The 14,182-nt window shown below is 67.0% G+C and carries 13 protein-coding genes; 4 read left to right on the top strand and 9 right to left on the bottom strand.

The features are described 5' to 3' along the window. The first annotated feature begins 11 nt into the window (after window positions 1–11). On the top strand, window positions 12–911 hold the full coding sequence (locus tag AC27VE_RS01590) for a sugar kinase (protein ID WP_088587697.1): 900 nt from the start codon (window positions 12–14) through the stop codon (window positions 909–911). 216 nt (window positions 912–1,127) lie between these two features. On the opposite strand, the gene AC27VE_RS01585 is transcribed toward AC27VE_RS01590, so the two are convergent. From AC27VE_RS01585 to hda, 4 genes are read right to left on the bottom strand one after another with little or no spacing between them, the layout of a single operon-like run. Then, window positions 1,128–1,616, bottom strand: a complete 489-nt coding sequence (locus AC27VE_RS01585; RefSeq protein WP_280028955.1) for a 2-amino-4-hydroxy-6-hydroxymethyldihydropteridine diphosphokinase — start codon at window positions 1,614–1,616, stop codon at window positions 1,128–1,130. Between the two features lie 4 nt (window positions 1,617–1,620). Further along, window positions 1,621–3,009, bottom strand: coding sequence for a polynucleotide adenylyltransferase PcnB (gene pcnB / locus AC27VE_RS01580; RefSeq protein WP_427956960.1), 1,389 nt, complete (start codon window positions 3,007–3,009; stop codon window positions 1,621–1,623). Next, the gene (locus AC27VE_RS01575; protein ID WP_088587699.1) at window positions 3,010–3,708 is read right to left on the bottom strand and encodes an HAD family hydrolase; all 699 of its coding nucleotides are present in this window, start codon (window positions 3,706–3,708) and stop codon (window positions 3,010–3,012) included. Continuing rightward, entirely contained in the window at window positions 3,705–4,406 is a 702-nt protein-coding gene (gene hda / locus AC27VE_RS01570; RefSeq protein ID WP_088587700.1) for a DnaA regulatory inactivator Hda, read from the bottom strand. The genes AC27VE_RS01575 and hda overlap by 4 nt, the downstream gene beginning before the upstream one ends. A gap of 345 nt (window positions 4,407–4,751) precedes the next feature. On the opposite strand from hda, the gene purM reads away from it, so the two are divergent. Beyond that, window positions 4,752–5,801 carry a phosphoribosylformylglycinamidine cyclo-ligase gene (gene purM, locus AC27VE_RS01565; RefSeq protein WP_088587701.1) on the top strand — a complete coding sequence of 350 codons (1,050 nt, stop codon included), beginning with the start codon at window positions 4,752–4,754 and terminating at the stop codon, window positions 5,799–5,801. A 64-nt stretch (window positions 5,802–5,865) separates the two neighbouring features. Here the strand turns inward: purM and AC27VE_RS01560 are convergent, their stop codons facing one another. Beyond that, window positions 5,866–7,401: an MFS transporter gene (locus AC27VE_RS01560; RefSeq protein ID WP_488702878.1), complete on the bottom strand. Its 1,536-nt coding sequence runs from the start codon at window positions 7,399–7,401 to the stop codon at window positions 5,866–5,868. 90 nt (window positions 7,402–7,491) lie between these two features. On the opposite strand from AC27VE_RS01560, the gene AC27VE_RS01555 reads away from it, so the two are divergent. Next, a complete protein-coding gene (locus tag AC27VE_RS01555; RefSeq protein ID WP_488702877.1) occupies window positions 7,492–8,421 on the top strand; it encodes a LysR family transcriptional regulator in 930 nt (309 codons plus the stop codon). Here the strand turns inward: AC27VE_RS01555 and miaA are convergent. Further along, complete coding sequence (miaA, locus tag AC27VE_RS01550) at window positions 8,418–9,383, bottom strand: tRNA (adenosine(37)-N6)-dimethylallyltransferase MiaA (RefSeq protein WP_488702876.1); 966 nt, start codon at window positions 9,381–9,383, stop codon at window positions 8,418–8,420. The two genes, AC27VE_RS01555 and miaA, sit on opposite strands and share 4 nt — an antisense overlap. Window positions 9,384–9,385: 2 nt before the next feature. Beyond that, on the bottom strand, window positions 9,386–11,359 hold the full coding sequence (gene mutL, locus AC27VE_RS01545; protein WP_488702875.1) for a DNA mismatch repair endonuclease MutL: 1,974 nt from the start codon (window positions 11,357–11,359) through the stop codon (window positions 9,386–9,388). Window positions 11,360–11,460: 101 nt separating this feature from the next. On the opposite strand from mutL, the gene AC27VE_RS01540 reads away from it, so the two are divergent. Continuing rightward, on the top strand, window positions 11,461–12,096 hold the full coding sequence (locus AC27VE_RS01540) for a VTT domain-containing protein (RefSeq protein WP_006226371.1): 636 nt from the start codon (window positions 11,461–11,463) through the stop codon (window positions 12,094–12,096). Window positions 12,097–12,242: 146 nt separating this feature from the next. Here AC27VE_RS01540 and AC27VE_RS01535 read toward each other — a convergent pair whose 3' ends face one another. Both AC27VE_RS01535 and tsaE read right to left on the bottom strand, forming a co-directional pair. Further along, window positions 12,243–13,625, bottom strand: coding sequence for an N-acetylmuramoyl-L-alanine amidase (locus AC27VE_RS01535; RefSeq protein ID WP_315138184.1), 1,383 nt, complete (start codon window positions 13,623–13,625; stop codon window positions 12,243–12,245). Next, window positions 13,553–14,092, bottom strand: a complete 540-nt coding sequence (tsaE, locus tag AC27VE_RS01530; protein WP_088587704.1) for a tRNA (adenosine(37)-N6)-threonylcarbamoyltransferase complex ATPase subunit type 1 TsaE — start codon at window positions 14,090–14,092, stop codon at window positions 13,553–13,555. The genes AC27VE_RS01535 and tsaE overlap by 73 nt, the downstream gene beginning before the upstream one ends. Window positions 14,093–14,182 lie beyond the last annotated feature (90 nt).

The following is a 14,182-nucleotide window of genomic DNA, read 5'->3' as shown; positions in this document are numbered from 1 at the left end:
CAGGCTGCGCCATGAGCGATGCGCTCTTCATCGGACACACCTATATCGACGTCACCGTGCTGGCCGACGAATGGCCCACGGGCGACGAGAAGAGCGTGGCGCGGGACTATGCCGTGTCCTTTGGCGGCAACGCCGTCACGGCGGCATTCGCCTGCGCACGGCTGGGCTCTCCGCCTGACCTGATCTGCTCGCTGGCGCCCGACTGGCTGGGGCACATGTACACGGACATGGCGGCCGCGCATGGAGTGACGCTGCATGCGCGCCACGTGCGCCGCTCGTCCTTGTCCTTCATCATGCCCAACCACGGCAAGCGCGCCATCGTGCGCGCACGCGACGCGGACTACCTGAACGATTACCCCCGCCTGGACATCAGCGGCTATCGCGCGCTGCACCTGGACGGCCACCAGCCCGACGCCGCGCTGCACTACGCACGGGCCTGCCGGGAGGCGGGCGTGCTGACGTCGCTGGACGGCGGCGGCGTGCGCGAGAACACCGACGAGCTATTACGCCATATCGACGTCGCCGTCTGCGCGGAGCGCATGTGCGAACAGCTGGGCCTGACGCCGGAAGGCTTGCTGGACCTGCTGAAAGCGCGCGGCTGCCGCATCGGCGCCGTGACGATGGGCGAACGCGGCATGCTCTGGTACGACGAGGACGGCCGCGTCGACACGCTGCCGTCGCTGGACGTGCCGGGCAACCGCATCGTGGATACCTCGGGGGCGGGCGACGTGTTCCACGGCGCCTATGTCTGGTCTTACCTGAACCGTCCGGACCAGCCGTGGGTGGAACACTTCACCTTCGCGCGCGCAGCGTCAGCCCACAAGATCCAGCATCTGGGCAACGAGGCCGGCCTGCCCAAGGTGGAAGACGTGGAACGGGCGATGATGGCGTTTACCGCCAAGGCGGGGTGATCGTGTTCGGGGCGCCGGTGGGATGATGGGTTGCGCGCGCTTGGCGCCCGTTTCCTGAGCTGGACTCCCTCGCGCTCCACCCATCCTACCGGCCGCTTGCGTCATGCCCGGGACCGTCGGTCGGTGCGGGGCAATACTTCGTAGGATGGGTGGAGCGCGAAAGCATGTGGCCAAAGACGCCGGCTCCAAACGCGCGGAACCCATCAGGCCCGGCAGCTATTGAACGATCCGTTCAATCGGCTGATCGTGGATCGCGTCGATCCATTCGCTGATCGGCTTGCCCTGCACGGCAATCTCTGGTGCCAGGTCGCGCAACGGCAGCAGCACGAATGCGCGCAGGTGCATGCGGGGGTGGGGCAGGATCAGCCGTTCGTGATCCAGTTGCGTCTCGCCATACGCCAGCAGGTCCAGATCCAGCGTGCGCGGGGCGTTCTTGTAGGGGCGCAGGCGGCCATGGCGGTTTTCCAGCGCCTGTAGCGCATCCAGCAAGGCCAGCGGCGGCAGGCGTGTGTCCAGCGCCGCTACGGCGTTCACGAAATCGGGGCCGGTGGCCTCAACGGGCGCGCTGCGGTAGAACGGCGACGCCGTCACGGCACTGACGCCGTCGGTGGCCTGCAGTTCGGCCAGCACGCGGCGCAAGGTGGCTGCGCTGTCGCCCAGATTGGCGCCCAGGCCGATGTAGGCGCGGACCAAGGGGGGCGACACGGTGTTATTCAGCGCTGGCCGGGCCGCGCGGCGATGAGCGGCGCGGACGGCGGCGCTTGCGCGGGGACGACGAGGTGGCCGGACCACTACCGCCGCCACCGGTGTCGCCGGCTTCGCGCGGCAGGCGCGAGACTTCTTCGATCATGTCGGCGCGGGTGACGTCGTCGGCGTTGGCCAGGTCCATCCACCATTGCGCCAGCACGCTGTCGAACTCGCCGGCGGCGGCGCGCAGCTGCAGGAAGTCGCAGGCGGCGCGGAAACGCGGCTGTTCAATCATGCGGAAGATCGTCTTGCCCATGCGGCGTTCAAAACGCGGCTGCATGAACCAGATCTCGCGCATGTCCGACGAGAAGCGGCGCTGGATGGCCAGCTTCTCGGTCTGTTCGTCCAGCACCGAATCGGCGGCTTGCGACAAGGCGGGAATGGTGTGCTCGCCCTGGGCGCGCAGCTGCTTCCAGCGCACGTCCACCTGCTGCCACAACAGGGCGGCAAACAGGAAGCTGGGGCTGATGGTCTTGCCGGCACGCACGCGGGCGTCGGTGCGTTCCAGCGCCAGTTCCACGAAGTGTTCGCCGCCGGGCTGTTCCAGCACCACGTCCAGCAGCGGCAACAGGCCGTTGTGCAGGCCGTCGGCGCGCAGTTGGCGCAGGCAATCCATCGCGTGGCCGCAGGTCAGCAGCTTGAGCATTTCGTCGAACAGGCGCGAGGCCGGGACGTTTTCGATGAGCTCGGCCATGGTGCTGATCGGCTGGCGCGTGGCCGGGTCGATCGTGCCGTTGAGCTTGGCGGCGAAACGTACGGCACGCAGCATGCGGACCGGGTCTTCGCGGTAGCGCTTGACCGGGTCGCCGATGATGCGGACCTGGCGCTTCTTCAAGTCGGCCACGCCATTGTGGTAGTCGATGACTTCCTCGTTGTGCGGGTCGTAGTACAGCGCGTTCATCGTGAAGTCGCGGCGCTTGGCGTCTTCTTCCTGCGAGCCGAACACGTTGTCGCGCAGGATGCGGCCGTGCTCGTCGGTTTCCTGGTCTTCCGAGGCGGGCGCCCGGAACGTCGAAGTCTCGATGATTTCCTGGCCGAACACCACGTGCACCAGCTGGAAGCGGCGGCCGATGATGCGGGCGCGGCGAAACAGCGGGCGGATCTGTTCGGGTGTGGCGTTGGTGGCCACGTCGAAGTCCTTGGGCTCCAGGCCCACGATCAGGTCGCGCACGGCGCCGCCGACGATATAGCCTTCGTAGCCATGCTGGCGCAAGACTTCGCAGACCTTGATGGCGTGGCGCGAAACGTTACGGCGGTCAATGCCGTGCTTGTCGCGCGTGATGCGCAACGGCCCCCGGGGTGCCGGCGCGAACAAGCGGCCGACGAATTTTTTTATGGTTTCAGTGATCATTTAGGACTTCGAATCTTCCATGTGGTCGAACAAGTCGATCACTTGCCAGCCACGTTCCTGGGCGATATTGCGCAGGGTCGGGCTAGGGTTGGCGGCGATCGGACGGGTCACCTTTTCGAGCAGCGGTACATCATTGACCGAATCGCTATAGAAAAACGATTCGGAGAAATCCGCAAGCCCCAGGCCCATATTGGACAGCCAATCGTTCACGCGCACCACTTTGCCTTCCTTGAAGCTGGGCGTGCCCAGGATGCGGCCGGTGTAGCGGCCGCGCAGGTATTCGGCATCGGTGGCCACCAGGTGCGGCACGCCGAAGGCGCGGGCGATGGGGGCGGTGACGAAGCTGTTGGTGGCGGTGACGATGGCGCACAGGTCGCCGGCGTCCAGGTGGGATTGCACCAGTTCGCGCGCGTCGGTGGTGATGGACGGGCGGATGACTTCGCGCATGAATTCCTCATGCCAGTCCGCCAGGTCGTACGGCGAATGCGCCGCCAGCAGGCCGAGCATGAACTCGGCGGCCTGCTCGGCCGTGAGTTCACCGCGGTTGTAGCGGTCCATCAGGTCGTCGTTCTGGCGGCGGGCGACGTCGGGGTCACCCGCGCGGCCCGTGCGTGCCAGATAGTCGGCCCATTGATAGTCGCTATCCAGCGGCAGCAGGGTGTGATCCAGGTCGAACAGGGCGAGACGTCGGGAGGTCATGTGCGTTGCGAATCAGGGTCTGCGAGCATGGCCCGCAGCAAGGGCAGGGTGATGGGGCGGCCGGTGGCCAGGGAATAGCGGTCCAGCGCGTCGAGCAGCGCAGCCAGTTTGCGGATGTCGCGCTCGTGGTGGATCAACATCCAGTTGATGATTTCGGGCGCCAGGTGCATGCCGCGTTCGGCGGCCTGGGCGGACAGCGCGGCCAGCTTGTCCGCGTCGGACAGCGGGTCCAGCCGGAACACCAGGTCCCAGCCCAGGCGGGTGCGCAGGTCTTCGCGCAGCGGCATCGACAGCGGCGCGCGGTCGCCGGCCAGCGCCAGCGCAAACGCGCGGCCGGTGGCGGCGGATTCACGCCAGCGGTTGTACAGCGCAAACAGGGCGGCCTGGCGGCTGTCGTCCATGCGGTGCACGTCGTCCACCGCCACGAACTTGGGCATGGGCGACTTGGAATCGGCTTCGGCCAGGCGGCGCAGCATCATCTCGCCATTGGCGGGGTCGACGAAAACGGCGTCCGGGCGCGCAGTCAGCGCGCGCAGCAGATGGGTGCGGCCGCAGCCCGCCGCGCCCCAGATATAGAGGGCACGGCCAGGATTGAGCGCGCGCACGGCTGCCAGCGCTTCCCCGTTTGGGCCGGCGATATAGTTGTTCAGCGATGGCGCTGGCGCGGGAAGAACGTCGAGCAGCAGCTGGCGGTTCATGAGAGGTTATCGATCAGGCTTGCAGCGTCGCGAGGACATGCCGGTGTTGCCGGAAAAGCCAAAAAACGGTGATACAAAGGGCCGGCGCAAGATTAACCCGCCAGAAACTGGCAAAATCCATACCGGCCAACCCAACACTTTAAACCACCTGGGTGGATGGTGTCGCGCCCAAGCGCTTTGCCTGGCTTGGGTTTGCGCCATTTTTGCCCGCCAGCCCGCCTGGCCGGCTCCCGCCGCAATCGCCGCGCCCGGCCGGCTTGAACCCTGCTCAGGCCCGCAACATCGTAAAATGCAGGGCGTTCCACCAAATTCCCAGCAATTGTTACATACCCCACGGCATTTCTCATGACGAATCAACCTAAAGCCCCCTTGACCTACCGCGATGCCGGTGTCGACATCGACGCGGGCGACGCCCTGGTCGACCGTATCAAACCCCTCGCCGCGCGCACCATGCGCCCCGGGGTGCTGGCCGGTATCGGCGGCTTTGGCGCGCTGTTCGAAGTGCCGAAGAAGTACAACGAGCCCGTGCTGGTCTCGGGCACCGACGGCGTGGGCACCAAGCTGCGCCTGGCCTTCGAGTGGAACCGCCACGACACCGTGGGCATCGATCTGGTCGCCATGAGCGTCAACGACATCCTGGTCCAGGGCGCCGAGCCCCTGTTCTTCCTGGACTATTTCGCCTGCGGCAAGCTTTCGGTGGACACGGCGGCGTCGGTGGTGGGCGGCATTGCCAAGGGCTGCGAATTGTCGGGCTGCGCGCTGATCGGCGGCGAAACCGCTGAAATGCCGGGCATGTACCCGGACGGCGAATACGACCTGGCCGGTTTTGCGGTGGGCGCGGTGGAAAAGTCCGCGATCATCGACGGCAAGTCCATCAAGCCGGGTGACGTCGTGCTGGGCCTGGCCTCCAGCGGCGCGCATTCCAACGGCTATTCGCTGGTGCGCAAGATCCTGGAACGCGCCAACGCCAAGCCCACCGACGACTTCCACGGCCAGCCGCTGGTCGACGTCGTGATGGCGCCCACGCGCATCTACGTCAAGCAAGTGCTGGCCGCGCTGGCCAAGCACGGCACCGACATCAAGGGCCTTGCCCACATCACCGGCGGCGGCCTTCTGGACAACGTGCCGCGCATCCTGCAGCCCGGCCTGTCGGCCAAGCTGCACCGCGACGGTTGGGAAATGCCCAAGCTGTTCCAGTGGCTGCAAGAGCAGGGCGGCGTGGAAGACACCGAAATGCACCGCGTGTTCAACTGCGGTATCGGTATGGTGCTGGTGGTGGATGCGGCCCAGGCCGACGCCATCGCTGCGACCCTGCGTGAACAAGGCGAGACCGTCAACAAGATCGGCGAGATCGTCGAGCAGACGGAAGGCATGGCGCAGACCTTCGTGGTCTGAGGCCGGATCGCCGCCAAGAAAAATCCGCCCATGGGCGGATTTTTTATGCGCGCCGGGATTTGCCTCAGCGGCTGCGCGCGCGGCGGGCGGAAAACGCCAGCATGAGGCATGCGCCGGCGCAGACGCCCGCCAGCAGCCACATCGCCGCCTCATATCCTGCCAGGAAAGATTGCGCGATCCAGGCCGTGGCGCCGGCCGGGGCGACCCCGTGTTGCGTCAGCGTGTGCAGCGCGTTCAGGGGATCGGACGCCAGCGCCATCGACTGTGCGGCGTCCAGTCCCGATGCGGCTTGCAGCGCAGGGCCCGCCACCGCGCGATACAGCGAGGTGGCCGCTGCCAGCCCTAATGCGCCGCCCACGTTATGCAGCGTCCACGACGCGCCCATCGCCACACCGGCCAGCCGTTCCTGCACCGAGCCCAGCGCGGCCATCGTGGACGGACCCAGAATGGCGCCCCAGCCCACGCCCATGCAGACGAATGCCGCCAGCATGACCTGCCAGCGGGTGTCCGCAGCGAAATGCGTCTGCAGCAGCGCTGAAGTTGCCAGGAAGCCGAAACCCGCCAGCAGAAGCGGCATGGCGCCGCGACGGTCCGCGAGCCTGCCCGCCAGCGGGGACACCAGCGCCATGACGACGGTTGTCGGCAGCAGCGAGATGCCGATGGTGCCGGCGTCCTGATGGCGGATCAAACCCAGGTACAAGGGCATCAGGAAAAAGGCGGTGCAATAGAAAAACGCGAGTGAAAACGTGGCGGCGCTGGCGCCAATGAAGCGCAGGTTCGCAAACAGGTCAAAGCGGATCAGGGGCGAGGCCTTGCCGCGCGAGACGCCCACCAGCACGGCGAAGAGTCCGATGCCGGCGGCGGCCAGGCCCAGCGTGCGGGCCGACGTCCATCCCCAGTCCGCGCCGTGTACCACCGCCAGCAGCAGGCAAGGCAGCGCCAGCAGGAACAGCAGCAGGCCGGCGACGTCCAGGGTTTCGCCCTGCTGCGCGCCGCGGGATTCCTGCACCCGGCCCAGGCAGAGCGCAAAGGCCAGCGCGACCAGTGGCACGTTCAGCAGAAATATCCAGCGCCAGCCCAGGGCGTCCACCAGCAGGCCACCCGCGACCGGGCCGATAGCCAGGCCCAGGCCGTTCGCGCCGAACAACAGGCCGATGGCGCGGCCGCGTTCGCTTTCGGGAAAAGCATGCGCGACGATCGCGGTGGAGGCGGTATAGAGCGCCGCACAGGCGACGCCTTGCACCAGTCGCCAGGCGATCAGCATGCCGATATGGGCAGCCAGCCCCGCGCCCAAAGACGCCGCGCCGAACAGCAGCATGCCGGCATACAGGGCGCGGCGACGGCCGTGCAGGTCCGCCACCCGGCCCGCCGCGACCATGAAGGTGGACAGCGCCATCACAAAGGCGGTCACGATCCACTGCGATGCCTCGATGCTGGCGCCCAGGTCTTGCTGAATGGCGGGGATGGCGGTGTTGACGATCGTGAAGTCGATGCAGCCCAGGAAGCTGGCAATGGCGACGCCGGCCAGGGCGAGCCAGCGGCCACGCGCGGGGGCCGCGGCGGCGGGGTGGGTGGGGGAAGTGGTGTCTGTAGCAGGCATTCCGGCACTGTATAGTCGCCGGTGTATCCGTAGTGACGCTATTTATTCGGTTTATTCGCGACAATAATTCGCTAATTGGACGGCACCGCCATGATTTCCAATGAACGCTTCAATGGCATCCGCGCCTTCGTCCAAGCTGCGCAGGCCGGCAGTTTCAGCGCCGCGGCCCGGCAGCTGGGGCTGTCTTCGTCCACCGTGGGCAAGGCGATCGCCCGGTTGGAGCAACGGCTGGACGCGCGCCTGTTTCACCGCACCACGCGCAGCCTGTCGCTGACCGACGAAGGGCTGGCGTTTCATGACAGTTGCGTGCGGGCGCTGGAAGAATTGGAACGGGCCGAGTCCGCGCTGGCCGAGCGGCGGCTGGTGCCGTCGGGGCGCCTGCGGATTGCGTTGCCCGTGCTGTTCGGCCGCGACCGCGTCATGCCCGTGTTGCTGGCGCTGGCGGCACGGCATCCCGCGCTGGAAATCGATGCCGTGTTCTCGAACCGGCCGGTGGATTTTGCCGAGGAGGGCGTGGACCTGGCCGTGCGGATCGGCGATCTGGACAACAGCCCCACGCTGGCGGCGCACCGCCTGGGCCGCCAGCGGCTGGTGGTGTGCGCCGCGCCGGCGTATCTGGCAGAGCGGGGCGCGCCCGCGACGCCAGAAGATCTGGCCGGGCATGCCTGCATCGGCATGCTGCGCAACGACCACGCGGAACCGTGGCGGTTTCAGGCCAGCGCCGGCAGCGTGCGTTATGTCCGCGTGCAGGCCAGGCTTCGGTTGGGGCATCTGGAGGCCGTGGTGGCGGCGGCCAAGGCGGGCCATGGACTGGCGCAGTTGCCGGCGTGGCTGGTCCACGATGCGTTACGCGCCGGCGAGCTGGCCCCGGTGTTGTCCGCGTACGAGGCCGAAGGATTGCCCGTGCATGCCTTGTGGCCGGCCACAAGGCGCATGACGGCGCGATTGCGCGCCGTGATCGACGCGCTGCGCGAGGCGCTGGCCGAGGCGCCGGACAACGCGCGGCCAGCCGCGCGTTAGGGCTTGGCCGCCAGGGCCATCGCCACCGCGTCGATGGTCTGGGGCACGGCATCCGCCGCCAGGCAGTCGACGATGACGCGTTCGGGTTGGGCACGCAGCCAGGTGATCTGGCGCTTGGCCAACTGGCGCGTGGCGGCGATGCCTTGTTCGCGCGCGGTGTCCAGGTCGATCTCGCCGTCCAGGTGCGCCCACATCTGGCGATACCCCACGCAGCGCACGGACGGCAGGCCGGGATGCAGATCGGGCCGCGCGCGCAGGCCGCGCACTTCGTCCAGCAAGCCGTTGGCCAGCATGGCGTCAAAGCGCTGCTCGATCCGCGCATGCAGCGCACTGCGGTCGGAAGGTTCAAGACTGATGGTCAGGTACTGGTTGGCGTTGTCGTCCGGCTTGCGCTGGTCGCGCTGCAGCAGGGCGGACATGGGCTGCCCGGTCAGTTGGCAGATCTCCAGCGCCCGCTGGATACGCTGGCTGTCGTTGGGCGCCAGGCGCGCCGCCGTGACGGGGTCCAGCCGTGCAAGTTCGGCATGCAGCGCGGGCCAGCCCTGCGCGGCTGCGCGGGCTTCCAGTTCGGCGCGCAGGGCCGGGTCGGCCTGCGGCAGGTCGTCCAGCCCGTCGCGCAGCGCCTTGTAGTACATCATCGTGCCGCCGGCCAGCAGCGGAATGCGTCCCCGCGCGCGGATCTCGGCAATCAGGCGCAGCGCGTCGGCGCGGAACTCGGCGGCCGAATACGACTGCGCCGGGTCCAGGATGTCCAGCAGGTGCTGCGGCACGCGGGCCTGTTCTTCCCGTGAGGGTTTGGCCGTGCCGATATCCATGCCGCGGTAGATCGTGGCCGAATCGACGTTGACGATCTCCATCGGCCAGCGTTCGGCCAGGGCCAGCGTCGAGGCGCTCTTGCCGGCGGCGGTGGGGCCGGCCAGGCAGATGACGGGCAGCGTGTCGGGAGAGGGGATCGACGACAAACCTATTGTCCGCGCAGAAAGAGCTTGTCCAGGTCCGACACCGACCACTGCACCCAGGTCGGGCGTCCGTGGTTGCACTGGTCGGCGCGTTCGGTCGTTTCCATCTGGCGCAGCAGGCCGTTCATCTCTTCGATGGTCAGCTTGCGGTTGGCGCGCACCGAGCCGTGGCAGGCCATGGTGGACAGCAGTTCGTTGCGCTGTTCGGTCAACAGGCGCGAGACGCCCACGGCGCCCAGGTCGCGCAGCACGGCGCGGGCCAGCGTCTCGATGTCGCCGCGCGCCAGGATGGCCGGCACGGAGCGCACGGCGATCGACGTGGGACCCGACGGGCGCATCTCGAAGCCCAGGTCGGCCAGTTGCTCTTCGAATTCCTCGACCGTGGCCACGTCCTTTTCCTGGGCGTGGAACACCACTGGCACCAGCAGGTCCTGGCGGGGCAGGCTGCGGGCGTCCAGCGCCTGTTTCAGCTGTTCGTACACCACGCGCTCATGGGCGGCGTGCATGTCCACCAGCACCATGCCGCGGCGGTTCTGGGCCAGGATGTAGATGCCGTGCAGTTGCGCAAGCGCCATGCCCAGCGGGTGCTCCTCGTCGGCAGGCAGGCGGGGGGCGGAGCTGGGCTCGCTCACCGGCGTAACGGTCGCCGCTGTGTCGTCGGACAGCGGGCGGTACAGCGACTGCCAGTCCGCGGCCGGAATGCCGGCGGGTTCTGCATGCAGGCGGAACGGCACCTGCGTGTGGGCGCGTTGCGGGGCCGGGGACGGGCGCAGGCCGTAGGTGGCGCTGCTGCCTGCGCTGCCGGCAGAATGGCTGCCCGGATTGCCGCCGGAATAACCCGGCCGGGGCGTGTCCGCCATTGGAGCGGGGCTGCCGGCGGGGGCGCTTTGCGGCGCGAGGGAAGGCGCGGGCGTGGAGCCCTGCGCGACGGTTTCGAAACCGCCGTCTTCCGCGTCGCTTTGCTGCGCGGCGGGCGTGACGGCCGATGAGCCACCCGTCTGTGCCAAGGTCTGGCCGACGGCGTGCGACACGAAGCGGTGCACGGCGCCGCTGTCGCGGAAGCGGACCTCGTGTTTGGCCGGGTGCACGTTCACGTCCACGGCGGCGGGGTCGATGTCCAGGAACAGCACGTAGGCCGGCTGGCGGTCGCCATGCAGCACGTCCGCGTAGGCGGCGCGCAGCGCATGGCTGACGGTGCGGTCGCGCACATAGCGGCCGTTCACGTACAGGTACTGGCGATCGGCGCGGGCGCGCGCGGCCGTCGGGCGGGTGATCATGCCGGCCAGGCTGACGGTGCCGACCGAATGCGACAACAGCAGTCCGTGTTCGGCGAATTCAGCGCCCAGCACGTCGCGGATGCGCTGCGGCGGTTCCGCCGGCAGCCATTGGCGTTGCGCGCGGTCGTGATGGAACAGGCGGAACGCGATCTGCGGGTGCGCCAGCGCGATGCGCTCCATCGCGTCGACGCAGTGGCCGAATTCGGTGGCCTCAGAGCGCAGGAACTTGCGCCGCGCCGGAACCGCGTCGAACAGCTGGCGCACGTCCACGGTGGTGCCGGGCGGCCCCGACGCGGGGCTGACCTGCATGCTGCCGGCGTCGATCTGCCAGGCATGCTCGCCGTCGCGGGTGCGGGAAATGATGGTGACCTGGGCAACCGAGGCGATCGATGCCAGCGCTTCGCCGCGGAACCCCATCGACGCCACGGATTCCAGTTCGTTCAGCGAGCGGATCTTGCTGGTGGCGTGGCGCGCCAGGGCAAGGGGCAATTCCTCGGGCGGGATGCCGCCGCCGTCGTCCGTGACGGCAATCCGGCGGATGCCGCCGCCTTCCAGGCGCACTTCAATGGCGCGGCCGCCCGCGTCGATCGCGTTCTCAAGAATTTCCTTGAGCACGGAGGCGGGGCGCTCGATCACTTCGCCAGCGGCGATCTGGCTGATGAGCAGGTCGGGAAGCGCAAGAATGGAACGGCGTTCGGTCATTAGGCTCAGGTCTGGTGGGGCTATGTGGATGATTTTAGCGCCATGGCCGGGTGGGCTATAGTCGCTGGGGATTAACCCTCTACCGACTTCCGGGCTGCTGAATGCTTGAATTTTTCAATATGGTGCTCCACATCGACAAGACGCTGGGCGTCTGGGTCGCGCAATACGGCGTGTGGGTGTACCTGGTGCTGTTCTTGATTGTGTTTGCGGAAACGGGGCTGGTCGTCCTGCCCTTCCTGCCTGGCGATTCCCTGCTGTTCATTGCCGGCGCGTTCGGCGCCACGGGGCATATTGATCCCGTCATGATGGGGGTGCTGCTGATCGTCGCGGCGATCTCCGGCAATACGCTGAACTACATGATCGGCCGCTATATCGGGCCACGCGTATTTTCGATGAACCTGCGGTTCCTGGACCGGGGCGCGCTGATGCGCACGCATGCGTTCTACGAAAAGCATGGCGGCAAGACGATCGTCATGTCGCGCTTCATCCCTGTCGTGCGCACGTTCGCACCCTTCGTGGCGGGCGTGGCCGACATGTCGATGTCGCGTTTCCAGCTGTTCAACGTCCTGGGCGCGCTGCTCTGGGTCGTGAGCCTGGTCGCCGCAGGCTATTTCTTCGGCAACATCCCGCTGGTGCGTGAACACCTGAACACCATCGTGCTGCTGGGCCTGGCCGCGGCGATCGTGCCGGTCGTCGGCGCCGGCATATTCAAGCTGATCAAATCCCGCCGCTCGTAGGATGGGTGTAGCGCGCGAGGCCGTCGCCCAGAGCGCCGGCCGGCAGCGCGCGCAACCCATCAAGCACACAGGGCCGCACGACGGCTTTCCAAAAGAAAAAAAGGCGATGCGTCCAGAACGCATCGCCTTTTTTTACGCCAGCGTGATCAGCTGACGTCGCCCAGCCGCGCCAGCGGCGGGTTGGCGGTGAAGTAGCGCTGGATGCCGGTCATCATGGCTTGGGCCAGCTTGTCCTGGTGCGCGTTGCTGCGCAGCAGGGCTTCTTCCTGGGGGTTACTGATGAATGCGGTTTCGACCAGCACGGACGGAATGTCCGGGGCCTTCAGCACGGCAAAGCCGGCCTGCTCGACGCTGTTCTTGTGCAGGCGGTTGATCTTCTTGATCTCGTCCAGGAAGGCGTTGCCGACCTTGAGCGAATCATTGATCTGCGCGGTGGTGGACAGGTCCAGCAGCACCTTGGCCACCTGGCGGTCGTGGCTGCCCAGGTTGACGCCGCCGATCAGGTCGGCCGCGTTTTCCTTGTCGGCCATCCAGCGCGCTTGAGCGCTGGTGGCGCCGCGCTGCGACAACGCGAACACCGACGAGCCATTGGCAGACGGCTTGACCCAGGCGTCCGCATGGATCGAGATGAACAGGTCCGCGTGCACGCGGCGGGCCTTCTGCACGCGCACATGCAGCGGTACGAAGTAGTCGTCGTCGCGCGTCAGGTAGGCGCGCATGAAAGGTTGGCTGTCGATCAGCGCTTTCAGGCGCCGGGCGATGCGCAGCACCACGTCTTTTTCGCGCAAGCCGCTGCTGCCGATGGCGCCAGGATCTTCGCCACCGTGGCCCGGATCCAGCGCGATGGTCAACATGCGCTGCTTGCCGCGGCCGGCGGTGGCGGGGGGCGGCTTGGGCGCCGTGGGCAGCGGCGGGGCCGGCTGCTGGCCCTTCACGCGGGGCGGTTCGGGCGGATCGGCGCGGGTTGCCGGATTGCGCTGGATGTCTTCCAGGATGCGCGCCAGCGGGTCGTCCGCGTCGGCGCCTCCCTTGTTCAGAATCGCCACCAGGGGGTCCTGGGCGATCTTGGGGTACAGATCCAGCACCAGCCGGTACTGGTAGTCAGCCACGGGCTTGAGCGTGAACACCTGGGGCGCCACGGGCTGCTTCAAGTCGAACACCAGCCGCACGACGTTCGGGCGGTTCTGCGCCACGCGCAGGCTCTGGATATAGGGGTCGTCCGGGCGGACCTTCGAGACCAGGTCGTTCAGGGCCGCGCTGATGGTCAGCCCTTCGATGTCCACCACCAGGCGGTGGGGGTTTTCAAGCGTGAACTGTTCGGCCTTGAGCTCGCTGTCGAGTTCGAGGGTGACCCGGGTGTATTCGTCTGCCGGCCAGGTACGGACGGCCAGGATCGTCGCGGCTTGCGCCAAGCGCGGCAGAACCGGCAGGACGAGCAGCGTGGCCGCGACGCTGATCAGGCGGCGCCGGGTGGCGCCTGCCGAGGGAAGGGCGCCGTCTTTGGCGGGGGGACAATCGCGTTCAACCATGTTTGTCCTCGAGCGGTGTTCGCGGTCAGGGTGGCGTCACGTCCCTCGCCGGCATAAGCCAGGGAAATCAGCAGGTCGGGCGGGGGCAAAAGACCCTCGGCCCGCTCCGGCCATTCGATCAAAACGACCGCATCGTCACGCAGTAAATCCCGGAATCCTGCGTCCAACCATTCACGCGAATCACTAAATCTATAAAAATCAAGATGATAGAAGTATAAGTTAGAAACTTTATAGGATTCAAGCAGCGCGTAGCTTGGACTTTTGATTCGGCCAGTGATGCCGCATTCCCGCAACAATGCCCTGGTGAAGGCCGTTTTTCCTGCTCCGAGGTCACCTTGAAGGTGGATACAAGCGCCTGCCGGGCCGGTTTTGCCTCCGGAAATCAAGGGGGCAAGCTGCCGCGCCAGCGATTCCGTGGCGGCTTCGTCGGGCAGGTGCAAGGTCAGGCTGCAAAGAGGGGCGGACATGGCGCTGGGCGAGTGGTAAAAAACGGTGGAGGGAACACGGATTCCTGCAATTATAGGAATGCGGGTTTCTGCTAACCTAATAAGTGATTG

It is taken from the genome of Achromobacter sp. 18P8.1.1, assembly GCF_057799415.1.
The sequence above is the reverse complement of the archived record's forward strand: the minus strand, read 5'-3'. Positions and strand labels throughout refer to the sequence as shown.